Raw genomic sequence first — 26,273 nt, forward strand, 5'->3', positions numbered from 1 at the left:
GACAAAATTGACCATAATAAGGGGGCAGTATGTCAGCGGCGTTTCCAAGTTTTGGCGGTATCGCACTGCGATTGGTGCAAGAAGGACTCATCAAAGAAGAGGCCATGCAAGCGGCATTGGCACAAAGCCAACAAGAACGCGTCAATCTGATTGCGTACTTGGTCGATAACAAACTTGCCAATCCAACGCAAATTGCGTGGCTAATTGCGCGTGAGTTTGGTGACCCGCTCATTGACTTGGACGCGCTCAACCCCGAGTATGTGCCCAAAGCAGCGATTGAAGAGAAAATCATTCGTGAATTTACGGTGCTGCCAATCTTTGAGCGCGGCAACCGTCTGTTTGTGGCGATGAGTGACCCAACACGCGTCGATGCGTTGGACGCGCTGCGTTTTGCCACCCGTCAAACGGTTGAGACCGTCGTTGCCGAACACCACAAAATCAAAGCCATGATTGACAAGCTGTTTGCGTCCGCGATAGCAGATTTTGATGGCATGGGCAATATTGTTCTTGAGGATGAGACGCACACTGACAACAGCACTGCCGAAACCACGCTTGATACCACCGATGAAGCGCCTGTGGTCAAGTTTGTCAATAGCATGCTGATCAAAGCGATTACCATGGGTGCATCGGACTTGCACTTTGAGCCGTATGAAAAATCCTACCGCGTGCGCTTTCGTGTGGATGGTGTGTTACAAAAAATTGCTAATCCGCCCGTACAGCTGGCAGGCAAACTGGCCGCGCGCCTTAAAGTCATGTCACAGATGGATATCTCTGAGCGGCGTGTGCCGCAAGATGGACGCATTAAGCTAAAAATCTCCAAAGACCGCGCGATTGATTTTCGTGTCAATTCCATGCCAACGCTGTTTGGCGAGAAAGTTGTACTGCGTATTTTAGACCCTTCATCGGCTATGCTGGGGATTGACGCGCTTGGCTATGAGCCCGACCAAAAAGCGCTATTTATGCAGGCGCTTGAAAAACCGCAAGGTATGCTGCTTATCACAGGGCCGACGGGCTCGGGTAAAACAGTCTCGCTGTATACAGGGCTAAACATTTTAAACACGGTTGAAACCAACATCTCCACCGCTGAAGACCCTGTTGAGATTAACCTTGAGGGGATTAACCAAGTCAATGTGAACAATAAAGTGGGCTTGACCTTTGCCAGCGCGCTCAAAGCCTTCTTGCGTCAAGACCCTGACATCGTGATGGTTGGTGAGATTCGTGACCTAGAAACTGCCGAAATCGCTATTAAAGCTGCACAGACGGGACACATGGTGCTCTCAACGCTACACACCAACTCAGCACCCGAGACCTTGACGCGGCTACGCAACATGGGAGTGGCATCGTTTAATATCGCCACCTCAGTGAACTTGGTCATCGCCCAGCGGTTGGCGCGCCGTTTGTGTAAAGTCTGCAAAAAACCTGCCGACATCCCTGCCCAAAGCCTTTTGGAGATGGGCTTTACCCAAGAGGATTTGGACAATCCTGATAACGTGATTTATGAGCCTGTCGGCTGCGCTGAATGCCGTGAGGGCTATAAGGGGCGTGTCGGGATTTATGAAGTGATGAAAGTTACGCCTGAGATTTCACGCATTATCATGGAAGACGGCAACGCCATTCAGATTAAAGACGTTGCCATGACCCAAGGCTTTCGCGACCTGCGCCGCTCGGGTATCATGAAAGTGCTCCAAGGCGTGACCAGTATTCAAGAGATGTACCGCGTCACCAGTGACTAACCGATTCAACACACACCAAATTGATTTTTTGGAGAAAGCCTGATGGCAAAAGTGCAAACTGAAATGCTGCTTGATTTTGTCTATGATGGTACTAACCGCCGCGGTGAAAGGGTCAAGGGTGAGGCAACCAGCCGCAACATTGAGCTTGCCAAGGCACAGTTGCGTAAGCAAGGCATCACGGTCAAGACAATCAAGAAAAAACCTAAGCCGTTGTTTGCTATGAAAAAGTCAATCAAGCCGATTGACATTGCGATTTTTGTGCGCCAGTTAGCCACCATGATGAAGGCCGGCGTGCCATTGACCCAATCGTTTGAAATTGTTGCTGACGCGCTTGACAACCCCAGCATGAAAGATTTGGTTTTAAACATCAAAGCCGATATCGAAGCAGGCAGCACGTTTGAACAAGCACTGCGTAAGCATCCACGCTATTTTGACGACTTATTTTGCTCGCTGGTCGGTGCAGGTGAGCAGTCAGGTGCGCTAGAGACCATGCTTGAGCGCGTGGCAACCTACAAAGAAAAAAGTGAACTTCTTAAAGCCAAAATCAAAAAAGCGCTAAAATACCCGATTGCGGTGATTGTGGTGGCGGTGATTGTGACGGCGATTTTGCTCATCAAGGTCGTGCCCGTATTTGCTGATTTGTTCCATTCATTTGGCGCAGAGCTGCCAGCGTTTACCCAGATGGTCGTCAATATGTCCGAGTGGATGCAAAAATACTGGTGGATTTTACTGTTTGGGATCGGTGGTGCTATCGTGGCATTTTCTGAAGCCCAAAAACGCAGCAAGAAATTTCGTGACAGTCTTGATCGGATGACGCTCAAAGTACCGATTTTTGGTAACATTGCTTATCAAGCCATTATCGCGCGTTTTTCGCGCACGCTATCAACCACGTTTGCCGCAGGTGTGCCCTTGATTGACGCGCTGGACTCAACCGCAGGCGCGACCAACAACGTGGTGTATTACGATGCGACCCAAAAAATCAAGCAAGATGTGGCTACAGGGCAGCAGCTGCAATTTGCCATGCGCTCGACCAACTTGTTCCCCAGCATGGCCATTCAGATGGTGGGTATCGGTGAAGAGGCAGGTAGTCTTGAGGAGATGCTGGATAAAGTCGCCACGTACTATGAAAACGAGGTGGACAACGCCGTGGATGGTTTGACAAGCTTAATGGAGCCGATGATTATGGCGTTTTTGGGCGTGGTGGTCGGTGGCTTGGTGATTGCCATGTACTTGCCGATTTTCCAAATGGGCAGCGTGGTCGGCTAATGGCAATGGTAAGCGATTGGGTTGAGCTGCTGCGCCAACTGCCTGTGTTGGCGTATGCCTTGACGGTGATTTTGGGGCTGTGTGTTGGTAGTTTTTTAAATGTCGTCATCTATCGGCTGCCACGTATCATGGAGATGCGCTTTCGGCAGGAGTGTCAGGTATTTTTAGCGGCTGAGCAAGGTGCGCTAACGGACACGCCGCTTGGCACGCCTGTAATGACGCTAAGCCAACCTGCGTCAAGCTGCCCGCATTGTCATGCCAATATCCGTTGGTATGATAATATCCCGTTGATTAGCTGGCTTATGCTGCGTGGACGTTGTCGGCGTTGTGGTGCGCCCATCAGCGTGCGTTATCCCTTGGTTGAGCTTGCCACTGCCTTGTTATCGGTATTGGTGGTCTGGCAATTTGGAGTCAGTATACAAGCACTGACAGGACTGATGCTCACGTGGGTGTTGATTGCGCTGACAGGCATTGATTTTGATACCCAGTTGTTGCCCGATAGCTTAACCTTGCCACTGGCAGGCTTAGGCTTGTTGGTGAATGCGTTTGGTGTGTTCGTCTCGCCTGTGCAGGCGATTTTTGGCTATGTTGTCGGTTTTTTGTGCTTGTGGGTGGTGTATCATCTGTTTTTGCTGGTCACGGGCAAAGAGGGCATGGGCTATGGCGATTTTAAGCTATTGGCGGCGCTGGGCGCGTGGCTTGGGGTGGCCATGTTGCCGCTGATTGTGTTTTTGTCTGCGGTAGTCGGCTCGGTCATCGGGGTGATTTTGCTCAAACGCGCAGGCGAAAGCCGCCCGTTTGCGTTTGGTCCATTTATCGCCATGGCAGGCGTGATTGCGCTGTTGTTTGGCAGTGATATTTTGCAGTGGTATTTGGGTGGTTTGCGTTAGCTTGGCTTGGCAAAATATAATGGCTGGGCGATAACATGGGGTAAGGTTATGCTGATCTTAGCGTTTTTGGTATGGGGTGATAGGGCGGTATGTTTGTTTTAGGTTTGACGGGTGGTATTGGTAGCGGTAAATCAAAGGTCAGCGAGTGGTTTACTGAACAAGGCGTGACGGTGGTTGATGCCGATGTTTTGGCGCGGCAGGTGGTGGCCAAGGGCTCAAAGGCCTTGCGGCAGATTGTTGGTAAGTTTGGTGATTGGGTCTTGACGGCAGAGGGCGAGCTTGACCGCCGCGCGATGCGTGAGTATATCTTTGAGCGTCCACAAGCCTTGATGGATTTAGAACAAATCACCCATCCTGCCATCCGCCATGCCGCCAAACAGCAAGTGGCTGCTGCCACCTCACCGTATGTGGTCTTGGTCGCGCCGTTGCTGCTTGAAGCGTCTGAGGCAGGCTTGGCGAATTTGTGCCACCGCGTGTTGGTCATTGATAGCCATGAGGATTTGCAAATTGCGCGCGCCAGCACACGTGATGGCCAAACGGTGGCATCCATCGAGCGTATCATGGCAAATCAGCTAACGCGCGAGGCAAGACTTGCGCAAGCCGATGATGTGGTGACGAACAACGCAAGCTTAGCCGAATTATACGCCCAGCTAGAGCCGCTGCACCAACGCTATTTGACCATGGCGGCGCAGATTGGTTAATTTTTCCCTTAATACTGATTCAATGTGGACAAAAGTTGTATGAATATGACGATGATCGCAGGCTTACCGTGGCTAACGGATTTTCAAACCACCAAATTACTGGCGCAGCTCAATGCAGCATCGCCCGAGGTGCAAATTGTTGGGGTTGAATGCCAACAGGTGTATTGGGTCACGCCTGCTTTGAGTGCGGATGATTTGCACAAAGCTGAGCAACTGCTCAATGATGGTACAGCGTGCACACTCAAGCAGCCCAATGCTGACGCGCTACAGGTGTTTGTCAGCCCGCGTTTTGGCACGATTAGCCCGTGGGCCAGTAAGGCAACGGATATTTTTAACAACTGCGGTATTGGCGTTGAGCGCGTGGAGCGTGTATTGGCGTACACCCTGCACACAGCGACAGGGCAGCTTAGTCACCCATTGCCACAAGCGCTTGAGCAATGTTTATATGACCGCATGACCCAAAGTGTGTTTTATGATTTGGCAGCCGCTGAGCGTTTGTTACAAGATGCTGCGCCAGCGCCGCTTAATCACATCGATGTCATCGGGCAGGGGCGTGAGGCATTAGAGCGCGCCAACCTTGAGTTTGGCTTTGCTTTATCAAACCAAGATATTGATTATCTGATGGATGCGTATGTCAATCAACTTGGGCGCAACCCCACCGACGTTGAATTGATGATGTTCGCCCAAGCCAACAGTGAGCACTGCCGCCACAAGATTTTTAATGCCGAATGGACGATTGATGGCAACGTGCAGCCCAAATCGCTATTTGGCATGATTAAAAACACTTACCAAAAACATCCCAACCAAATCTTATCTGCGTATAAAGACAACGCGGCGGTGATTGCAGGTTTTGATGGTTTGCGCTTTTATCCACTGCCAAACCAAGATGACGCTGGCGCAACTTACCAGCGTTATGGCTTTCATGATGAAATGATTGATATTTTGATGAAAGTTGAAACACACAACCACCCAACGGCGATTGCACCGTACGCAGGCGCGGCGACGGGATCAGGCGGTGAGATTCGCGACGAGGGCGCGACGGGGCGTGGCGGCAAGCCAAAAGCAGGTTTGGCAGGCTACCATGTGTCGCATTTGCATTTGCCCAATTTGCCTGAAAAATGGGAGCAAAGCGGACAGGTAACAAGCCAAGCCTACGGCAAGCCTGCGCGTATGGCATCAGCGCTACAAATCATGACCGACGCGCCTTTGGGGGCGGCAAACTATAGCAATGAATTTGGTCGGCCTAATTTGGTTGGTTATTTTCGCGCATTTCAGCTTGATACGTCAGCCGAGCAGGACGGCAGCCAAATGCGCGGCTATCACAAGCCAATCATGATTGCAGGCGGTTATGGCAACATCAAGCGCAATTTGATTGAAAAAAATGCCATTCAAGCCGGTGATTTGCTCATCGTACTTGGCGGGCCTGCGATGCAAATCGGCTTGGGCGGTGGTGCGGCAAGTTCGGTTGATAGCGGTGCGCTGGATGCAGGGTTGGATTTTGCTTCCGTGCAGCGCGATAACGCCGAGATGGAACGCCGCTGTCAGGAAGTCATTGACCGCTGCTGGGCGTTGGCAGATGCGCACGGCGATGGCAACCCGATTGTATCCATTCACGATGTGGGCGCAGGGGGATTGTCCAATGCCATGCCCGAATTGGTCAATGACCATGAGCTAGGCGCGCATTTGAACTTGCGCCAAGTGCCGTCTTTAGAAAATGGCATGTCTCCGATGGCGATTTGGTCAAATGAAGCACAGGAACGCTACGTACTGGCGATTCGTCCGCACGATGCCGAACGCTTTGATGCGATTTGCGCGCGCGAGCGTTGCCCGTATGCGGTGCTTGGTACAGCCACACAGGTGCGTCAGTTGGTCGTTGATGATACCTTGCTCAACCAAAACGGCGATGCCCAGCCTGTTGATATGCCCATGCAGGTGCTACTGGGTGGCACACCGCGCATGCAGCGCAGCTTTGAGCGCAGCGCCCCAACGCTACGCGCGCTTGATTTGACCACGCTTGATATTGAGCAAGCGGTGTATGATGTGCTGCGTCACCCAACTGTTGCCAACAAGTCATTTTTGATCAGCATTGGTGACCGCTCTATCACGGGCATGGTGGTGCGTGACCAGTACGTTGGGCGTTATCAAGTGCCCGTTGCCGATTGCGCAGTGACCGCAACGGCGCTGTTGCCCCGTACCGAGCAGCCGATGACGGGTGAGGCCATGAGCATGGGCGAGCGCACCCCTGTGGCGTTGATTAGCCCAGCCGCGTCGGCGCGCTTGGCGGTTGGTGAGGCGATTACCAATATCGCCAGCGCGCGTATTGACAAGTTGGCTGATATCACCCTGTCGGCAAACTGGATGGCGGCGTGTGGTGAGGACAGCGAAGACCAAGCCTTGTTTGACGCGGTGCATGCGATTGGTGAGGAGCTGTGCCCTGCGCTGGGTATCGCGATTCCTGTTGGTAAAGATTCGCTATCCATGCGTGCCAACTGGACGGATGATGGTGTGGCAAAATCGGTGGTGTCACCGTTGTCACTGATTATCACCGCATTCGCGCCTGTGCAAGATGTCGCCAAAACCCTAACGCCTGAACTGGTCAAAACCGACAGCGCGTTGTACCGCCTTGACCTATCGCGTGGACAATACCGCCTAGGTGGGTCGATTGTCGCGCAAACGCTGAGCCAACTGGGTGATGAATGCCCCGATTTAGATAAGCCTGAAGACTTGCGCGCGCTATTTGATTTTATCCAGCAAGCCAACGCCCAAGGGCTAATCGCTGCCTATCATGACATCAGTGATGGTGGGCTGGTCGCAGCGGTGGCAGAAATGCAGTTTACCAGCCGCCAAGGCGTAAAACTGGTGCTGGATGATGCCAATTTGGTTGGGCAATTATTTGCCGAAGAGTTGGGCGCGGTGATACAGGTCTTGCCTGAGCACGTTGCCGAGCTGATGGCGCTTGCCGAGCAGACAGGCGCAAGTGAGTTGTTGTCATTGATTGGCCAAACCACCAATGAAGACAGTTTGTTGATACAGACCGCAAGCCAAACGCTGTGCTTTGAACGCGTCGCGCTTGAGCAAGCATGGAGCAAAGTTGGCTATCATATCGCCATGGGGCGTGACAACCCCGATTGTGTGCAGCAGGCGTTTGACCTAATCGCCGATGACACGCACAGCGGCTTGATCGCGCAGGCGAATTTTGACCTCAATCAAGCCATTGAAGCGCCGTACCTCAATAGCCGCACCGTCAAGCCAAAAGTCGCGATTTTGCGTGAACAAGGCGTGAACGGGCAGCTTGAGATGGCAGCAGGCTTTGTCCGAGCAGGTTTTGACACGCTTGATGTGCACATGAGCGACCTACTCAGCGGACGCGTTGATTTACGCGATGTCGATGGGCTGGTGGCGTGCGGCGGCTTTAGCTACGGTGACGTACTGGGTGCAGGCTCAGGCTGGGCAAAATCCATCTTGTTTCACGATGCCTTGCGTATGCAGTTTGTGCGTTTCTTTAACCGTCCCGAAACATTTGCCTTGGGCGTGTGTAACGGCTGTCAGATGATGGCGCAGCTCAAAGACCTCATTCCGGGGGCAGAAAACTTCCCGCGCTTTATTGCCAACTGTTCGGGGCGTTTTGAGGCGCGTACCGTCAATGTCAAGGTTGAGCGCACCAAATCTGTCCTGCTCAAAGGTATGCAAGACAGTATCTTGCCGATTGCGGTGGCGCATGGTGAGGGCTTTGCCACCTTGAGCCATGATGACATCGCAGGCATGAGCGCGCATGGGCAGATAGCCTTGCGCTACGTTGATAGCCATGGGCAACCCACCGAGCATTATCCGCTAAACCCGAATGGTTCGGCACAAGGGGTGACGGGTATTTGTAGCAATGATGGGCGCGTGACCTTGATGATGCCGCACCCTGAGCGCACTTTGCTTGCCCACAACCACAGCTGGAAGCCTGACGAATGGCAAGGCGACGGCGCGTGGATGCGCTTATTCCGTAACGCGCGCGCATTTTTGCGTTAATAGCGGCGCATATCATCACACGCAATAGCCAAACAAATCGCCAATGGTCGTCTCCGTTGGCGATTTTTTATGAATTTATACTTATTAAAATAGACTGTATAAAAAATTTTACTTAAAAATAACGCCCAAGGTTATCAAAACCTGCTAAACTTAACCACAATTAGCCAAATAACTGGTCCAAAAGTATTTGACCAAAAAGTATGGCCAAAAAATCAACAACAAGGAGCATGCTACATGCAAGCATTTAGTAAAATCGCCGCCTTAGCAGGCGTGCTGGCATTGGGCGCGGCCGCCCACGCCGAGACTTACCAAATTGACCCAAATCACGCCAATGTGTATTTCTCCATTGACCACTTTGGCACTACGACCAATCACGGTGCGTTCACAGGTGTCACAGGTACGGTGGACTTTGACCCTGCCAACCGTACAGGCAGCGTTGATATTGATATTCCCGTCAAAAGTCTAGAGACAGGCAACGAGCACTTTACCAAACATCTTAAAAGCGCGGATATGTTTAATGTTGAGCAATATCCAAACGCGCATTTTAAATCAACCAAGTTTTATTTTGCAGGTAAAAACAAAGACGGTATCAACCGAGTCACGCGCGTGGATGGTCAGCTGACCCTTTTGGGTAAAACCCACCCTGTGACCTTGACCGCGACCAAATTCAACTGCTACCAAAGCCCAATGCTCAAAACCCAAGTCTGTGGTGGCGATTTTGTCACCAGCATTGACCGCACGCGTTGGGGTCTAGACTATGGCACCAGCATGGGTATTTCTAAATACGTTAAACTCAACATCCAAATTGAGGCGGCAAAACCCTAAGCCAAATGCTTCTACCCGATATTGCCGTATGGTGTTCAAGCCTGTTGCCTTGCAATGGGCTTTTTTTTGGTGGTCAGGCCGCTATGGCGGATGGCACTAGATACAAACCGCAAACGGCTTTACACATTTTTTAGCTTTACATCATGGCATCGCGTCGCCATAATCGCGTTAATGGGATGTTGAAACAAGGAAATCATTATGCAATACCATGTAATGCCAACGCTAAAAGCGGCTGTCTTGGGGCTGGTTTTGGTGACAGGCGGCGCAAACTTGACGGGCTGTAGCTACAATAAAATGCAGGCACAAGACGAGCAGGTCAATGCGTCGTGGTCAGAGGTGGTAAACCAGTACCAACGCCGTGCGGATTTGATTCCAAACCTTGTGCGCACGGTTGAGCGTTATACCCAACACGAGCAAGACACCTTGACACAGGTAGCACAGGCGCGTGCGGCGGCAACCTCCATGCAAGTCACTCCTGAGGTGCTCAATGACCCACAAGCGTTTCAGCGTTTTCAACAAACGCAAGACCAGTTGGGCGGCGCGTTGTCGCGGTTGATGGTGGTGTCAGAAAAATACCCCGATTTAAAAGCCGACCGCCAATTCCAAGAGCTACAAGCCCAACTTGAAGGCACCGAAAACCGTATCGCAGTTGCGCGTAAACGCTACATCGACGACGTACAGGCTTACAACACCACGGTGCGTTCATTCCCTGCCAACCTTGAAGCCAAAGCATTCGGCATGAAGCCGCGGCCTAACTTCACGGTGGCGAATGAAGCACAAATCTCAACCGCGCCCACGGTAGATTTTGGTAACGACCGTGCGCCAACCACCGCACCTGCCACTAACACGGCAACCGCACAATAGTGCCTGTGGTGGTCAAAAAGCAAATCGGTGATGGACGGGCAGCGCGGTCAATGGGTTGATAGATGAAACGGCAAGTGCAGACGACAACAACACAACGGTGGCAAGGTAAGCGTCAAGGTGGCAAGGCAAGCGGCTGGTTATTGGGCGGCTATTTGGCGATAGCTGCCCTACCTGCTGTGGCTGACCCTGCCGTCAATATCGACCCCAATCGCCAAAGCGGCGCGTTACCGACCTACAGTGTTGATGACATGGTATCAGCTGCGCAGGGTAGGGCAACCAACACCGACGCGCCAACGCATGACACACCAGCCGCTAACAATGCTGCTGGCACGGGCAATCGCGCCGACAACACCGCCACCGCCACGGCTGACGCGTCCACCACACAGACAACCAGCCAATCACCGCGTACTTCAACAGCCAGCAACGTACCACCCAATCAGCTGGTACTCAACAATCCCATCATTGACCAAGCCAATATCTTAAGCGCGAGCGAAAAACGCCAGCTTGAAACCAAGCTACGCGCCTTATACCAAACGGGCATGGCACAGATGGCGGTGGTTGTCGTACCCAGCACCGACGGGCAAGACACGTTTGATTATGCCTTACAAGTGGCTGAGCGTTGGGGGCTTGGCAAAAAAGGCACGGACAACGGTATTTTGATGTTGGTTGCCATCAATGACCGTAAGATGCAAATTCTCACGGGCTATGGCGTAGAAGGCGTGTTGCCCGATGCCGCGCTCAAGCGCATCATCATTGAGGATATCACACCGTATTTTAAAACAGGCGATTACGCAGGCGGTATTAGCGCAGGTATCAACCGCATTGAGGAACGCCTAAGCGCTGACCCCGAGGTGCTGCGCCAAGCCGATGCCGAGCGCGCGCGTCAGGCTAACAGCACCAGTACTGCCCGTGCAGGTTCGGTGTCGGGCGCTGAAGCCATGATACCGCTGCTGATTTTTGGTTTTATTTTTGGGCAAGTTATAGCCGCGATTTTTGGGCGGTTTATCGGTGCGTTGCTCACATCCATCGGTGTGGCGACGTTTGGCTCTGCCATTGCGGGTGGTGGTGCGTTGGTGGCTGCGTTTATTGTCTTCTTCTTGCTGCTATTGTTTGGTGGCGGTGGTGGTGGCGGTCGAGGTGGTGGCGGACGCGGTCGCCGTGGCGGGGTGGTCTTCTTCCCGATGGGTGGCGGTTTTGGTGGTGGTAGCTTTGGTGGCGGCTCAAGCGGCGGTTTTGGTGGTGGTGGTTTTGGCGGCGGCGGTGGCGGCTTTGGCGGTGGTGGCGCAGGGGGGTCTTGGTAGGACGTGCACCAACCAACACGGCTTAAGCGTTTAACGTCTACATTAAAAGGATATCTGTATGCCTGATTCAGCCTCAACCTTGCCACCTGAGCAGTGCGCTAAACCCAGTCACCGTGACCCAAGCAAGCCCAGTTGGGCGCGTTGGTGGCGGCAAGTTGCGTTTGTGCCCATGCGTCATAGCCATTGGCTGCCCAAATCGGCGCAGCAGGCACTGACCGAAACCGTCGCGCAGGCTGAGGCTGGGCATCGCGGTGAGATTGTCTTGGTGGTTGAAAATACCTTACCGCTTAAGATGGCGCACCGTTATGGCTGCTGGGATAGGGCATTGGAGCTATTTGGGCGTTATCGGGTGTGGGACACAGCAGACAACACAGGCGTGTTGGTATACCTCAATGTCTGTGAGCGGCGGCTTGAAATTGTCGCTGACCGTGGCATCAGCCGCCATGTCGCCGACAGCACATGGCAGGCGATGTGTGACCGCGCAATCAGCGGTATTCGCGCCAAACGCCAAGTCACGGCGCTGACAGAGCTGTTGCAGCAAATCGGTGACGTGCTGCGCCAGCATTACAGCTTAACGGATGACCCACAAGGCAATGAACTGCCCGATACGGTGGTCTTTATCCGCTAGACTATATCTTTGTTTTAGCCTGCCTCTTTTAGTCTGCCAAGCGCGCGCAAAAATCTGCCACACGGGTTTGCAAATCCTGCCACGCTGGCAGTTGGCTGGCGGTTTGGGCCAAATCGCCCTGCCAAGCAGGGATTGCGCCTACCATACGGCGCAAACGCCGCTGGCTATCTGCACTTGTCAAGGCGGGCTGCTTGTGCAAACCTGCCAATGCCAGCGTTGCCGCTGCGCGGTCATTGCACACCACGCCCATATCACAGCCTGCACCCAACGCGGCTGCCAGTCGTGCTGCGGCATCGCCTGCAACGTGTGCCGCTTGCATGGATAAATCATCAGAGAACAGCACGCCATCAAAACGCAACTGCTGACGAATGATGTTTTGCAGCCACACCGCTGAAAACCCTGCAGGCTTGTCATCCACTTGGCTAAAAATCACATGCGCAGGCATCAGCGCATCAAGCTGCGGCAAATTTTGTATAAACGGCTGCATGTCTTGCGCAGCAATGTCATCAAATGCGCGTGTATCAATCGCTTGCGCCACGTGAGAATCAGGCGCGACCGAACCGTGGCCTGGAAAGTGCTTGCCTGTCGTCGCCATGCCTGCCGCGTGCATACCACGCATAAACTGCGCCGACAATGCCGTCACCGCCACAGGCGTGGTATGAAACGCCCGGTCACCAATCACTTGGCTAATACCATTGATATCCAGCACAGGCGCAAAGCTAAAATCAATCCCCACCGCCAGCACTTCTGCCGCCATGACATACCCACAAGCGTATGCCAACGCCAGCGCATCAATAGGCGATTGCTCAAAATACGCCCCCAGCCGCCCCATCGCAGGCAATGGGGTAAAACCTTGCCGCAGACGCGCCACCCGACCGCCTTCTTGATCCACCGCCAGCAAAATATTCGGCTTGACCGCGCGAATACTGTCGGTCAAAGCGCGGACTTGGGCAGGCGTTTCAACATTACGCGCAAACAAAATCACCCCGCCAACATTCGGGTCGGCAAGGAGATGGCGATCCGCGTCAGTCAGCGACGTGCCTGCGATGTCAAGCATCAGCTGCCCAAACGGCAAATCATGGCCAACAGTGCGCGGTGTGCGACGGCTTTCGATAACAAGTGACATACTAACTCTCTGGCAAAACTTGAATTATTGACGATTAAGCCGACTTGGCGCAGGCAGCAAGCCGCTATCACTCACCCGACACGGGTTGATATCAATCCCACCACGGCGCGTGTACCAAGCCCGTACCAACAGCGATTTGGGCGCAAATGCTTGCGTTAAATCATGAAAAATCTGCTCAACACACTGCTCATGAAAACCATTGTGCGCCCGAAAGCTCAAAATATAGCGCAGCAAGCTGGCAGGGTCTAGCGGAGCGCTGTCAATCTCAATCGCTAGCGTGCCCCAATCAGGCTGATTGGTCACAGGGCAGTTTGAGCGCAGCAAGTGTGAATAATACGCTTGTGGCTGGCTGGCGTGGACTGAATTTTTGGCCACGTCGGTTGAACTTGCAGCGCGTAACAAGCTGGCATCCACATCGCCGACCAATGCTAGTGGTTCATTGGGTGGCAAATCATCCAGCGCATCATCAATACAAACCCCCTGTGGGGCAGACAATGGCAAGGCGTCTGGCGTATCGACTGCAAACAACTCAACCGCCACCGCCGCTTGTACGCACGCGCCGACATCTTGTGCAATCGTTGCGATGAGCGCACCGCGATTGGCAAAGGTGGTGAAGTTTAGACTGTTCAAATACAGCTTAAGCGACTTTGACTCGACCAAATACGGTGAATCGGCAGGCACGGTCAAACGCGCCATCGCCACTTGCGACACGCCTTGCGGATTGAGCCACGACACCTCATACGCTTGCCACCAATCCACGCCGACGCTTAGCTGCTCAACAGGCAATGTCAAGCCCGACCGACCCAACGCGCGCGGAATTGCGTACAACACCTCAGGCGCGTACGTCGTTGGGTACACCGTCGTTTGCCCCAACGCGCTATTAAGCGGTGAATGTTGTGGAGAATGGTTTTTATCAAAATCTGTCATAGCCGCACCCGTGAACCGTCTTTTAACAAATAATACGCCACGCCATACAACAGCGCGGTGAAGCCTGCAATCGCCACCAACGCACCCCACACATCGACATCCGAATGTCCCAAAATACCATAACGAAACGCATTGACCATATACACAATCGGATTCAGCAGCGACACCTTCTGCCAAAACGGCGGCAAATCCTGCATCGAATAAAACACACCGCCCAAATACGTCAGCGGCGTCAAAACAAAACTTGGCACAATCGAGATATCATCAAACGAACGCGCAAACACCGCGTTAATCATACCACCCAGCGAAAACAGCGCCGATGTCATCACCACCGTAAACACCGTAATAAACGCATGCACCAATGATAACTTGGTAAAAAACAGCGCAAGTAGTGTGACAATCAGCCCAATCGCCAACCCCCGAAACAACCCACCGACGATAAACCCTAGCAAAATCGCGTGTTTAGAAATTGGGCTAACCAACATCTCCTCAATGCTACCATGAAACTTGGTGCTAAAAAAACTCGACACCACATTAGAATAGCTGTTGGTGATCACCGCCATCATAATCAGGCCAGGCACAATAAACTGCATATACGACACGCCGCCCATCTCACCCACGCGTGCGCCAATCATTTTACCAAAAATAATAAAATACAGGCTCATGGTGATAGCAGGCGGTAGCAACGTCTGCGGCCAAATACGAAAAATCCGCCGCACTTCTTTGATGGCTAAGGTGCTAAACGCTACCCATTGTTTTTGAAAATCCATGCTAAACTCTAATGCAAAATTAAATTGATCATTCGTGATCAACGAATAAAAAACAACACTGGCTAAAACTGATAAACCCCACTCCGTTTTATGAATTGGTCAATTTTTCTGTCAAATTATGCTCAACCAAATTCAAAAACAACTCTTCTAAGCGGTTAGATTTGTTGCGCATACTGGCAACCTCAATGCCCAACGCCGACAGCTGCTGAAAGACCGCATTTAAGCTTTGGCCTTTTTTGAGCGTCACCGCAAGGCTGGTCGGGGCGGCTAGCTGCACATGGGCCACATCCATCAACGCAGGCACGCTGACCAATGGTGCGGACAAATCCAGCACAAACGTTTCCACATCAAGACTTGCCAATAGGCTACGCATATCGGTATTGACCACAATCTCACCATGATCAAGAATCGCGATATCGCGGCACAACTGCTCCGCTTCCTCCAAATAGTGGGTGGTCAAAATAATCGTCGTGCCTTCCTCTTCATTGATAGCCCGCATAAAATCCCACATCGAGCGGCGCAGCTCAATATCCACCCCTGCCGTCGGTTCATCCAAAATCAGCAGCTTGGGGCGGTGCATCAGCGCGCGCGCAATCATCAGCCGTCGTTTCATCCCACCCGACAGCATCCGCGCTTTATTGGCGCGTTTGTCCCAAAGCCCTAACGCCTTGAGCAGCTGCTCGGCACGCGGACGCGCTTGGCTGGCAGGGATACCAAAATACCCTGCCTGCGTCACCAAAATATCCTCAACACGCTCAAACTGGACAAAATTAAACTCCTGTGGCACTACGCCCAGATACTGCTTGGCAAGCTGCGGCTGACGCAGCAAATCCACCCCAAAAATCTTGATATCGCCTGTGGTTGGGGCAAATAGTGAGCTAATCATGCCGATGGTCGTCGATTTACCTGCGCCATTTGCGCCCAACAGCGCAAAAAAACCGCCCTGTGGCACGACCAAATCAATGCCTTTGAGCGCGGTGAACCCGTTGGGATAAGTCTTTGACAAACCCGTGAGCGCTAAAGCAGGCACAGCAGTCGGCACAGCGTTGGATATGGCAGATGGGATAGACATACAGCAATCGCTCCGATATGAAAATGTTAAAATAAACCCAGCAAAAAACAGCCGCCTAAAACAAAGCCTATTGATGGCGACAAAACCGACAAATTTAAAGCCGTGTTTGGGCGTATCTGGCGCTATATTGTGGCTTATAGCCACTTAGCACAAAAAAAGCCCAGCTAAACTGGACTTTTTGCGGCATAACTCGTATAAACAAATGCCGTGATTACTTGGAGTTTTCTACCATGTAGTCCACCGCATTGGTGACTTCAACGTCAAGCAAATCAGCGTTACCACCTTTGGCAGGCATGGCATTAAAGCCATGTAGCGCATGGTCATGTAGCGTATTGATGCCTTTAGCAATACGCGGTGCCCAGTCGGCTTTATCACCAAATTTTGGCGCGCCTAGCAGACCTGCCGCGTGACAGGTATGGCACACACCTTCAAAAATCGTCTTACCATCGCGTGGATTGTCTGCATCGGCAGCACCCAAAGCGGCAGTGATGCTGATGTCACATTCTTGCCCTTCAAAACACACTTTGCCTTGTGGGGCAATACGCGCAATGAGGTTTGGATAAAGTGCAATCAACTTTTGGACTTGGGGTGGGTCTTGTGGGATTTTAGGCTTATCGTCTTTATCAGCATCAGCGGCTGCCGTTGAGGCAGTGGCGCTTGCGGTATCGGCTGACGCGGCGGTGCTAGCCATATCAGCCGCTTGGCTGACAGTCATGCTGGCAAGCCCCAATAAACTTGCAGCAGATAATACGATGGCTTGATGGATTCGGTTCATACGACCATTCTCTTAATGTCACTAAGCTTGATGTCGCTAAACGCTTAACAGGCAGCTACAGCTGCAAGCATTTATGTCAGGTTGGTACATCTTGGTAAATAAACGTTACGCGGTCTTATTTTCCACACTATTATAAGGGAAAATCAAACAAAAAAGCTATCATTGAATCTGACGAAATGTGATTTATTGCACAATTTGCGCCTAAATTTGTGTGGTTGATTTTATCGGATAAGTTTTGTAAACTATGCCGTCTTATCTTAAGGCTTCTTCTATGCGTCTAAAAAACCTTTAGCCGCATTGTCTATGCGTTCGTAGCTCAGTTGGATAGAGTATTGGTTTCCGAAGCCAAGGGTCGTGGGTTCGATTCCCGCCGAGCGCACCATTTATCATTCGTTGCCGTAAACCTGCGACTTCAGGCGGTGGATATAAGGCAATTGTTAAATGCGATAAGTTTTGCTAGACTCATCTCACTATATTCAATGTCTTACATTCCACAGTTAAGTTAAGACTAAATTGCGAGTACGCAGTAACTTAACTGGTAAGACGTTTCCAAACACACACTTAAGCTAATTCGTGTCTATGACAATCCTAACGGTAGGATTAGCTTAAAATAAGAACCTAAGATGTACGGTGTGTCGTACGGGCGGTTGCCATTGTCTTAGGTTTGCGGTGGGGCTTCACCGTCTTGCAGAAGGAATCCCCGAACGATAGGGAGGGGAGGAAGTCAATGCTTATGATTGCTTTGCAAATCAACTAACACCAAGCCATCCCAAAATGGCTTGGTGTTAAACAGACAGCAGATGTGGTAAAACAGCCGCTTACCAAACACGTCGCATGCTATGCCTTAGGCGTACTAATCAATAATATGCACATTATCCACCTGCATGATTTTTTCGCCTTGCTCCTGCCACGCTTGCAGCTCCTCTGGCGTTGCCTTGGGTGAAAAAATACCCAAAAACGCATACGTAATACCCAAAATCGGCGCAATCCAGCAGCCAAACGCCAAGGGGATATACAGCAGATTTTCCATGTGTGTACCGTCAATAATCCCCAAACCCAGCGCAGTGATACAAAACGCGCCGCCTGCATTCCACGGAATTAAGGGGCTCATCAGCGTACCACCTTCCTCTAAGGCGCGTCCAAGGTTGAGCGTTGAGTAACCCAAACCACGATACAACGGTGAGTACATCCGACCTGGTAGGGCGATTGCAATGTAGGGATCGCCTGCAATGGCATTGGTCAAAAATGACGTACCAATTGCTGAAGTTTGTACCATGCCAAAGCTTTTGACCTTGCTAACAATGGCATAAACCACCGCCTCAAGACAGCCCGTTTTTTCTAACGCACCGCCAAACCCCAGCGCCAGCAGCATCAAAGAGATAGTCCACATCATGGATTGAATGCCGCCTTTATTAAGTAGCTTATCAATATCCTCAACACCCGTTGAGATACTAAAGCCATTTTGCGCGTATTCAAACAACCCACCGATACTGATGTGCGGCTGGGTCAATAACCCAACAATCCCCCCAATCAGCACACCAGCAAACAAAGACGGAATGGGCGGCTTTTTGGTAACGGCCAATCCAAGAACCACCAGCGGCGGCAACAGCAGCCATGGCGACAAATTAAAATTAGCCTGCAGCATCTGTGAAATTTGCTCAATTTGGGTCATAGAGACCGATTGGTCGCTGGCAAGCCGAAAGCCCATCACGGTATAAATCACCATCGCAATCACCATCGCAGGGATGGTCGTGGGCATCATATTTTTGATATGGTCAAACACGTTTGTCCCCGTGACCGCAGGCGCAAGATTGGTCGTATCAGATAAAGGCGAGACCTTATCACCAAAAAACGCCCCCGAAATCACCGCACCTGCCGTCCAATACATCGGCACATTAAACCCTGCACCAATACCCATCAAGGCAAGCCCAACCGTCCCCACAGCGCCCCAGCTAGTACCCAGTGACACCGACACCACCGCACACACCAGCATCGCGGTGAGCAAAAAATACTCAGGCTTAATCAAATTTAAACCATAATAAATCAACGACGGCACAGTACCCGACGCGATCCAAACGCCAATCAACATCCCAACAATAATCAACACCGAAAGCGACGGCATCGACACATGAATCACATGAAAAATGCCCTTGCGCGTGCGCAGCCACGGCACGCCTGTGAAATAACCCATAACCGCCGTAATCGCAATGCCAAACACCAACGGCACGTGTGGGGCAAAATGATTAAAGACAAATAACTGGGTCATTAAAATGGTTAAAGTTAGCAAAATAGGGGTCAATGCTAACCAAAGTGGTGGTAGTTGCGTCGGCGCACTCGCCGAATTTGAATCAGACATAACTCCCCATTGTTTAGAAAAAATGAATTATAATAATAACAAATCGAGCACAAAAAATCAAATAACAGCACGGATAAGCACAGAAATTTTCACAAACGTAAAGCCCATGTTGATTGTTAAAGCCAATCTAAAGTGGGCATATCAGTGGTAGATCAACGGCAAAATGTCTGATAGTATCGGCTTTACGGGCACAAATTCGTAACCCAAAACCAACGCGCAGCAGCAAGATTTGGGCAATATAAAAAAATTGTTGCACCCACCAATTTTGTGCTAGGTTTTTTGCCAAATTGTGCTAGGATAAACGTTTGCTGATTTTTTTAACAAGCGGATTATCTGCCCGTCATGCACCCAACCAACCGCCCTATCGCCGTGAAATTTTGTGGCTTGACCCAAGCCGATGACATCCAAGCTGCCGTTGCCCTAGGGGTGGATGCTGTTGGGTTGGTGTTTTATCCGCCAAGCCCGCGTGCAGTCACAGTAGAGCAGGGCGCGTCGCTTGCCCGTCTTGTGCCGCCGTTTGTCAGTGTGGTAGCGTTGGTTGTCAATCTGCCTGAGCAAGAGCTGGTGTATTTGGCGCATCACGTTGGGTTTGATATCGTGCAGTTTCATGGCGATGAGTCACCGCTGGCGTGCCAGCTGATGGCAAGCCGTGTGGGCAAGCGTTGGATTAAGGCATGGCGTGTGCGTGAGGATGATACGCCCGAGCGCATTGCCGCGCATATCGCTGAGTATCACGCGTATGGCGCGAGCGCGATTTTGCTAGATACCTACCATGCGCATCAATTTGGTGGGACAGGACAAATTTTCGACTGGACAAAATTGCCGCAAACGGTTGATATACCCATTATTTTGGCAGGGGGATTGACAGCGGATAACGTGGCAGCAGCGATTGGCCAAACGGGCGTATACGGTGTGGATGTGAGTGGTGGTATTGAACGCGCCAAAGGACAAAAAGACGCTGTCAAAATGCAAGCATTCATACAGGCGGTAAGGACAAAAGATTTTTAAACATCAACGCAAAGGGTTAAAATGAATATCTTAATCACAGGCGCGACAGCAGGTTTTGGTAAAGCGATTGCCGAATTACTGATTGCAAACGGGCATACGGTGATTGGCACAGGCAGACGGCACGCCAAATTGGATGAATTCGCCCAACAATTTGGTAGCCAGTTTATCCCACTTGCCTTTGATATCGCCGATTTGGCCGCGACCAAAGCCGCGTTAGCCAGCTTGCCAGCGGATTTACGGACGAATATTGACGTGCTGATCAACAACGCAGGGCTTGCCTTAGGGCTTGCACCTGCCGATGCCGCCGATTTTAATGACTGGCAACAGATGATCAACACCAACGTACTGGGCTTGACCCACCTGACCCATGAAATTTTGCCGTATATGACGGCTAAAAATTCGGGCTATGTCATCAATATCGGCTCAATCGCGGGCAATTACCCGTATTTTGGCTCAAACGTGTATGGCGCAACCAAAGCGTTTGTCAAACAATTTAGCCTAAACTTGCGTGCAGATTTGGTGGGTAAAAACGTGCGCGTGACCAACCTTGAGCCGGGGCTATGTGGTGGGACAGAATTTAGCCATGTGCGTTTTAAAGGTGATGATGCGCGCGCCGCGGCCGTGTATGAGGGTGTGGACTATGTCACGCCATCAGATATCGCCAACATCGTGGCTTGGCTGATTGAGCAGCCTGCCCATATCAATATCAATGCGCTAGAAGTCATGCCCACCGCGCAGACATTTGCAGGCTTACAGGTGGTCAAGGGTATGTAGGTATCACGCCATGCAGCCATGCCACAGGCGATTTGGTTAAAAAAGACGTGTCCGAATGGCACGAAAAACCAGTAGTACAGCACAGCACACTATCGCCGATGACGGATGTTTTGGTTAAATAAAAAGTGATTTGCCCATTATTTAAACGGCATTTGACATTATGGATATCACACCATGACGCAATCACAAAATGACCTGCGCGTCTAAGCGCTGGCGCTGATAAGCATCCACATCCGCCTTTTTTGACCCATGAGCCCGTAATTCAAGCCAGCCAATTTGTGCCTTGTCGTTCATATCAAACCACTGTAGGAAAACCCATGAACATACAAAACCCAACCGAAGTCAAAGACTTTGCCCAATTCCCCGATGCCAGCGGCCATTTTGGCATTCATGGCGGACGCTTTGTGTCTGAAACCTTAATGGCGGCTTTAGAATCGCTTGAGCGTATTTATCACACCGCCAAGGCCGACCCAAACTTTTGGCAGGCGTTTCAAGACGATTTGGTCAATTACGTCGGCAGACCCACGCCGCTGTATCACGCCAAACGCCTAAGCGATGAGATTGGCGGCGCGCAGATTTACTTAAAGCGTGAAGATTTGAACCACACGGGCGCGCACAAGGTCAATAACACCATCGGGCAGGCCTTGCTTGCCAAAATGGTCGGCAAAAAACGTATTATTGCCGAAACGGGCGCAGGTCAGCACGGTGTCGCCACGGCAACGATTGCGGCGCGATTGGGGCTAGAGTGTGTGGTGTACATGGGCGCGGACGATGTCGAACGCCAAGCGATGAACGTGTACCGTATGCGTCTATTGGGTGCGACAGTCGTGCCTGTCACATCGGGTTCACGCACGCTCAAAGATGCGATGAATGAAGCCATGCGCGACTGGGTGACCAACGTTGATACGACGTATTATGTCATCGGTACGGTGGCAGGCCCGCACCCATACCCATTGCTGGTGCGTGATTTTCAAGCGATTATCGGCAAAGAAGCCAAACGCCAACATTTACAAAAAACAGGCAAACTGCCCGACGCGCTGGTCGCGTGTGTGGGTGGCGGTAGCAATGCGATTGGGCTGTTTTATGATTTTCTCAACGATGAATCGGTGAAAATCTATGGCGTGGAGGCTACCGGCCATGGCTTGCAGACGGGTATGCACTCAGCACCATTGGCGGCAGGGCGCGTGGGCGTGTTGCACGGTAACCGCACGTATTTGATGGCGGATGATGACGGGCAAATTTTGGCGACGCATTCGATATCAGCAGGGCTAGACTATCCCGGTGTCGGGCCTGAGCATAGCTTTTTAAAAGATGTCAATCGCGTGCAGTATGTGGGTTGCACCGATGAACAGGCGTTGCATGGCTTTCGAGAATGTACGCGCAAAGAGGGTATTATCCCTGCGCTTGAAAGCTCACACGCGGTTGCTTACGCCTTAGAGCTTGCCAAAACCATGCAGCCGCACCAGTCGATCATCGTAAATTTGTCAGGGCGAGGGGATAAGGATTTGCACACCGTCATGCAGCATGAAGGCATCCAGATTTAAGCCGCTAATTTTTGGCAGCTTTCTTCCCTAAAAGGGGGCGGCCTTAGTTAGTGTGTGTTAGGCTTGTCTTAGCGTTGAGTGCTTGCGTACGCGCAAGTTGGTCTTAACGCAACGGTTTTGTCAGGCTTTAACGGACACAAAATAGCTGTAGAAACATTTAAATAAATCTAACAGATTACTTAAAATATACCCTAAAATTACAGGTTCACGGTAGATAAAACGAGTGTATTATGACCCGAATTGAAACCACCTTTAACACCTTAAAAACCCAACACAAAAAAGCCTTGATTCCCTACATCATGGCAGGCGACCCAAACCCAAGCGTTACCGTGACGCTACTGCATGACCTTGTGGCGCACGGTGCAGATGTCATCGAAGTCGGCTTGCCGTTTAGTGACCCGATGGCAGATGGCGAAACCATCGCGCTGGCAGGTGAGCGCGCGCTGACTGGCGGCACAAGCACGCGCCAAGCGTTGGATATCATCAAGCAGTTTCGCACCACCAACCAACACACGCCTGTTCTTGTGATGGGGTATTTAAATCCCGTTGAGATTTTGGGCTATGACAACTTTATTGCCTTGTGCCAAGAGGCAGGCGTGGATGGCGTATTGATGGTGGATTTGCCGCCACAAGAAGCAGGCAACTTTACCCAAAAACTTGCCAACGCCCAGATGAATGAAATCTTTTTGCTTGCGCCAACCACCTTGCCGCAGCGTCGTCAGCAAGTCTTGCAGCACGGCGGTGGCTTCATTTATTATGTATCCGTCAAAGGCGTGACCGGCTCGAAGGCATTGGACACCGCCGAGGTTGGCACACAGGTGCAGCAAATCAAAGCGCAAACCGCCTTGCCCGTGTGTGTGGGGTTTGGTATTCGTGACGGTGAGTCCGCTAAGGCGATTGGGCAATACGCCGATGGGGTGATTGTTGGTAGCGAGCTGGTGCGTCAATTTGCCGAGGTTGGTCATGATACCGATAAAATCGCAGCGGCAAAACAGCGCGTGTTGGCAAAAATGGATGAGTTGCGCCAAGCGTTGGACAGCCTCACGCCCAATTCATAAGCCTATTGTTTTTGTGTTGCCAATTTTTAGCCAAGTTTTCACCCGATATGAACCAAACCACCTCACCAACCACCGACACCTCTGCCCAATCCGATGATTTGGCAGGCACATGGCTGACCCGTCCATTACCCACCGTCAAGCCCAAAACCAAAGTCGTTTTGACCGCGGTTGAAACCGAACCATCAACCGAGTGCCCAAATTGTCATGCGGTCATCACCAACACCGCGCTGATTTTTAATGCGTATGTCTGCCCGCATTGCGATGAGCATTTGATGATGTCAGCACAAACACGGCTAAAATGGTTGTTTGATGATATCGGCGAAACGTTGGGCAGCGCATTGACAACAGGCGATCCGTTGGATTTTATTGATAGCAAGCCCTATCCGCAGCGGCTACATGAGGCACAAGCCAAAACTGGTGAAAGCGAGGCGCTGCTTGCTATGACAGGGCGTGTGCGCGATTTGGCGCTGGTGGCGTGTGCGTTTGATTTTGGATTTATGGGCGGCTCGATGGGTTCGGTGGTCGGAGACCGTTTTGTCTTGGCGGCCAAAACTGCGTTGGCGCGGCGCATACCACTGGTGTGTTTTGCTGCGTCGGGTGGGGCGCGGATGCAAGAGGGCTTGTTGTCCTTGATGCAGATGGCACGCACGGCGGCGGCGATTGAGCAGCTCAGACAAGCGCACGTGCCGTATTTGGTCGTGCTGACCAATCCTGTTTACGGTGGCGTGACGGCAAGTTTGGCCATGCTGGGTGATATCCAATTGGCAGAGCCCAAGGCGATGATTGGTTTTGCTGGCAAGCGCGTGATTGAGCAAACCGTGCGCGAGGTGCTTGACGAGCCGTTTCAACGTGCCGAATTTTTGGCCGAGCATGGCGTGATTGACCAAGTGGTGCATCGCCATCAGATGAAAGATACGATTTATCGTTTGCTGAGCAAGCTGACGTTTTACCAACAACCATTGAATCAGCCCAGCTGATTTTTAAAACAGGTGGCCACAAAAGAGGTTGGGATTACCAGCGTTTGCCAGCGCTTGAAAGATACGATTTATCGTTTGCTGAGCAAGCTGACGTTTTACCAACAACCATTGAATCAGCCCAGCTGATTTTTAAAACAGGTGGCCACAAAAGAGGTTGGGATTACCAGCGTTTGCCAGCGCTGGTGTTTTTTTGACCGTTGCTGTTGATTTGCTTTAGGCATTTTTTTAGCTTTTAGCATGAGTCAAAGATAACCATGATTCAAAGATAACTTAGTTTAATTTAGTTTAGTAAAGACAATTCAGCGAGCCTACCTACCATGCAAAATAGACCTTTAACCGCCCAAGACAGCCTTGACGACTGGCTCAATTATGTGTTTGGCATTCATGTATCAGCGATTGACCTAGGCTTGTCGCGCGTGTTGCCGGTGTTTGAGGCATTGAATATCGGGCAGCCAAGCGCGTATGTGTTTACTGTTGCTGGCACCAATGGCAAAGGCTCGACGACAGCAACACTGGCAGCGATTTGCCAACAGGCAGGCTACAAAACCGCGTTGTACCAGTCGCCGCATTTGTTGGTATTTAATGAGCGTATCAAAATCAATGGGCAAATGGTGAGTGATGCGGCATTGGTCGCAGCGTTGTATCGCGTGGAGCAAGCGCGGTTGGCGTGCGGTTTGACGTTGTCGTTTTTTGAGATGACGACGCTTGCCGCCATGCTGATTTTTGCCGAAGCAGAGTGCGATGTTTGGGTGCTAGAGATTGGCTTGGGTGGGCGGCTGGATGTGGTTAATATCATTGACCCCAATTTGGCGGTTATCACCAATATTGGCATTGACCATGTTGAGTGGTTGGGCGATACGCGTGAGCAAATTGGTGTAGAAAAAGCAGGGATTTTGCGCGATGACATCACGCTGGTGTATGGCGAGGCTGATATGCCGACGACCATACCAGCGCTTGTTGCCAAGCATCACGCGCGCGTGCTGCAATATGGACAGGACTATGACTACAGCAGCGAGCAGGGCGCGACAAGCTGGCACTACAGCCAAGCAGGCGTGACCTTGGCATTGCCGCTGCCCAATTTGTCGCAACACAATACCGCGACCGCCATCACTGCTGCGTTGGCAAGCGATTTGACCATCACGCGCACGCACATCGCGCATGCCTTGCCGCAGGTGCAGCTGGCAGGGCGTTTTGATCGTCGGCAACTAGACGGGCGACAATGGGTGTTTGACGTGGCGCACAACGTACACGGCATGACTTTTTTACTCAGCCAATTTGTGCCATACTGGCAAGCATATCGCACCGCCCATCCCAACGCGCAGCTATATCTAATCATTTCGATGTTGGTTGATAAAGACATCGACAGTGTGTTGCAGCATTTGCAAGCGTTGCCCTTTGTGCAGGTGTTTAGCGGTGTGATTGCCAACCCACGCGCGGCAGACAAACAATTATTACAAAATAAACTTGGTCACCATTTTACTGTACCTGCGACCGTGTTTGACGACTTAGCCGCTGCCACTTACGCCACTTTGGCAAACAGCCATACCGATGACCTCGTACTGGTCTGTGGCTCGTTTCATACCATCGGCGATGTGTTAAAAACGCTGGCGCACGTTTAAACGCGTGTGTGGTTGAGCTTAGTCAGGGCTTGTGTTTATAAT

22 protein-coding genes and 1 tRNA gene are annotated in these 26,273 nt (G+C 51.5%); 17 read left to right on the plus strand and 6 right to left on the minus strand.

Features of this window, described 5'->3' with window-relative positions:
- Nucleotides 1-29 precede the first annotated feature (29 nt).
- The 9 genes from pilB to AC5L4R_RS03775 all read left to right on the plus strand — a co-directional run bounded on the left by pilB (nt 30) and on the right by AC5L4R_RS03775 (nt 12,225).
- On the plus strand, nt 30-1,733 hold the full coding sequence (gene pilB / locus AC5L4R_RS03735) for a type IV-A pilus assembly ATPase PilB (RefSeq protein ID WP_494472737.1): 1,704 nt from the start codon (nt 30-32) through the stop codon (nt 1,731-1,733).
- Between the two features lie 42 nt (nt 1,734-1,775).
- Complete coding sequence (locus tag AC5L4R_RS03740) at nt 1,776-2,999, plus strand: type II secretion system F family protein (protein ID WP_494472738.1); 1,224 nt, start codon at nt 1,776-1,778, stop codon at nt 2,997-2,999.
- Nucleotides 3,000-3,004: 5 nt separating this feature from the next.
- Nucleotides 3,005-3,889 carry a prepilin peptidase gene (locus AC5L4R_RS03745; protein WP_494472793.1) on the plus strand — a complete coding sequence of 295 codons (885 nt, stop codon included), beginning with the start codon at nt 3,005-3,007 and terminating at the stop codon, nt 3,887-3,889.
- An 89-nt stretch (nt 3,890-3,978) separates the two neighbouring features.
- On the plus strand, nt 3,979-4,590 hold the full coding sequence (coaE, locus tag AC5L4R_RS03750; protein ID WP_494472739.1) for a dephospho-CoA kinase: 612 nt from the start codon (nt 3,979-3,981) through the stop codon (nt 4,588-4,590).
- Between the two features lie 45 nt (nt 4,591-4,635).
- On the plus strand, nt 4,636-8,607 hold the full coding sequence (gene purL, locus AC5L4R_RS03755; protein ID WP_494472794.1) for a phosphoribosylformylglycinamidine synthase: 3,972 nt from the start codon (nt 4,636-4,638) through the stop codon (nt 8,605-8,607).
- 234 nt (nt 8,608-8,841) lie between these two features.
- Entirely contained in the window at nt 8,842-9,432 is a 591-nt protein-coding gene (locus AC5L4R_RS03760; protein WP_494472740.1) for a YceI family protein, read from the plus strand.
- A gap of 192 nt (nt 9,433-9,624) precedes the next feature.
- Complete coding sequence (locus AC5L4R_RS03765) at nt 9,625-10,296, plus strand: LemA family protein (RefSeq protein ID WP_494472795.1); 672 nt, start codon at nt 9,625-9,627, stop codon at nt 10,294-10,296.
- A 62-nt stretch (nt 10,297-10,358) separates the two neighbouring features.
- Complete coding sequence (locus AC5L4R_RS03770) at nt 10,359-11,597, plus strand: TPM domain-containing protein (protein ID WP_494472741.1); 1,239 nt, start codon at nt 10,359-10,361, stop codon at nt 11,595-11,597.
- A gap of 58 nt (nt 11,598-11,655) precedes the next feature.
- Nucleotides 11,656-12,225 carry a TPM domain-containing protein gene (locus tag AC5L4R_RS03775; protein WP_494472742.1) on the plus strand — a complete coding sequence of 190 codons (570 nt, stop codon included), beginning with the start codon at nt 11,656-11,658 and terminating at the stop codon, nt 12,223-12,225.
- A gap of 28 nt (nt 12,226-12,253) precedes the next feature.
- Here the strand turns inward: AC5L4R_RS03775 and nagZ are convergent, their stop codons facing one another.
- From nagZ to AC5L4R_RS03800, 5 genes are all read right to left on the minus strand, one after another.
- Entirely contained in the window at nt 12,254-13,351 is a 1,098-nt protein-coding gene (gene nagZ / locus AC5L4R_RS03780) for a beta-N-acetylhexosaminidase (RefSeq protein ID WP_494472743.1), read from the minus strand.
- 24 nt (nt 13,352-13,375) lie between these two features.
- The gene (gene queF, locus AC5L4R_RS03785; protein WP_494472744.1) at nt 13,376-14,278 is read right to left on the minus strand and encodes an NADPH-dependent 7-cyano-7-deazaguanine reductase QueF; all 903 of its coding nucleotides are present in this window, start codon (nt 14,276-14,278) and stop codon (nt 13,376-13,378) included.
- Nucleotides 14,275-15,048, minus strand: a complete 774-nt coding sequence (locus AC5L4R_RS03790; protein ID WP_494472745.1) for an ABC transporter permease — start codon at nt 15,046-15,048, stop codon at nt 14,275-14,277. The genes queF and AC5L4R_RS03790 overlap by 4 nt, the downstream gene beginning before the upstream one ends.
- 88 nt (nt 15,049-15,136) lie before the next feature.
- Nucleotides 15,137-16,120, minus strand: coding sequence for an ABC transporter ATP-binding protein (locus tag AC5L4R_RS03795; RefSeq protein ID WP_494472746.1), 984 nt, complete (start codon nt 16,118-16,120; stop codon nt 15,137-15,139).
- Between the two features lie 211 nt (nt 16,121-16,331).
- Complete coding sequence (locus AC5L4R_RS03800; RefSeq protein WP_494472747.1) at nt 16,332-16,895, minus strand: c-type cytochrome; 564 nt, start codon at nt 16,893-16,895, stop codon at nt 16,332-16,334.
- A 305-nt stretch (nt 16,896-17,200) separates the two neighbouring features.
- Here AC5L4R_RS03800 and AC5L4R_RS03805 point away from each other — a divergent pair.
- Nucleotides 17,201-17,277, plus strand: a tRNA-Arg gene (locus AC5L4R_RS03805).
- A gap of 471 nt (nt 17,278-17,748) precedes the next feature.
- Here the strand turns inward: AC5L4R_RS03805 and nhaC are convergent.
- Nucleotides 17,749-19,251 (minus strand): Na+/H+ antiporter NhaC, encoded by a 1,503-nt coding sequence (nhaC, locus tag AC5L4R_RS03810; protein ID WP_494472748.1) that lies wholly within the window; start codon nt 19,249-19,251, stop codon nt 17,749-17,751.
- A 342-nt stretch (nt 19,252-19,593) separates the two neighbouring features.
- Here nhaC and AC5L4R_RS03815 point away from each other — a divergent pair, with 342 nt between their 5' ends.
- The 7 genes from AC5L4R_RS03815 (at nt 19,594) to AC5L4R_RS03845 (ending at nt 26,231) form a co-directional block, all read left to right on the plus strand.
- Nucleotides 19,594-20,259, plus strand: a complete 666-nt coding sequence (locus AC5L4R_RS03815; protein WP_494472749.1) for a phosphoribosylanthranilate isomerase — start codon at nt 19,594-19,596, stop codon at nt 20,257-20,259.
- Nucleotides 20,260-20,280: 21 nt separating this feature from the next.
- Complete coding sequence (locus tag AC5L4R_RS03820) at nt 20,281-21,033, plus strand: SDR family NAD(P)-dependent oxidoreductase (RefSeq protein ID WP_494472750.1); 753 nt, start codon at nt 20,281-20,283, stop codon at nt 21,031-21,033.
- Nucleotides 21,034-21,350: 317 nt separating this feature from the next.
- Nucleotides 21,351-22,577, plus strand: a complete 1,227-nt coding sequence (gene trpB / locus AC5L4R_RS03825) for a tryptophan synthase subunit beta (RefSeq protein WP_494472751.1) — start codon at nt 21,351-21,353, stop codon at nt 22,575-22,577.
- A gap of 230 nt (nt 22,578-22,807) precedes the next feature.
- Nucleotides 22,808-23,635 (plus strand): tryptophan synthase subunit alpha, encoded by an 828-nt coding sequence (gene trpA, locus AC5L4R_RS03830; protein WP_494472752.1) that lies wholly within the window; start codon nt 22,808-22,810, stop codon nt 23,633-23,635.
- 47 nt (nt 23,636-23,682) lie between these two features.
- Nucleotides 23,683-24,612, plus strand: coding sequence for an acetyl-CoA carboxylase, carboxyltransferase subunit beta (gene accD / locus AC5L4R_RS03835; RefSeq protein ID WP_494472753.1), 930 nt, complete (start codon nt 23,683-23,685; stop codon nt 24,610-24,612).
- Nucleotides 24,613-24,656: 44 nt separating this feature from the next.
- Nucleotides 24,657-24,806: a hypothetical protein gene (locus tag AC5L4R_RS03840; protein ID WP_494472754.1), complete on the plus strand. Its 150-nt coding sequence runs from the start codon at nt 24,657-24,659 to the stop codon at nt 24,804-24,806.
- Nucleotides 24,807-24,929: 123 nt separating this feature from the next.
- Nucleotides 24,930-26,231 (plus strand): bifunctional folylpolyglutamate synthase/dihydrofolate synthase, encoded by a 1,302-nt coding sequence (locus AC5L4R_RS03845; protein ID WP_494472755.1) that lies wholly within the window; start codon nt 24,930-24,932, stop codon nt 26,229-26,231.
- Nucleotides 26,232-26,273: the final 42 nt, after the last annotated feature.

Source organism: Faucicola sp. SE7633, from assembly GCF_059264685.1.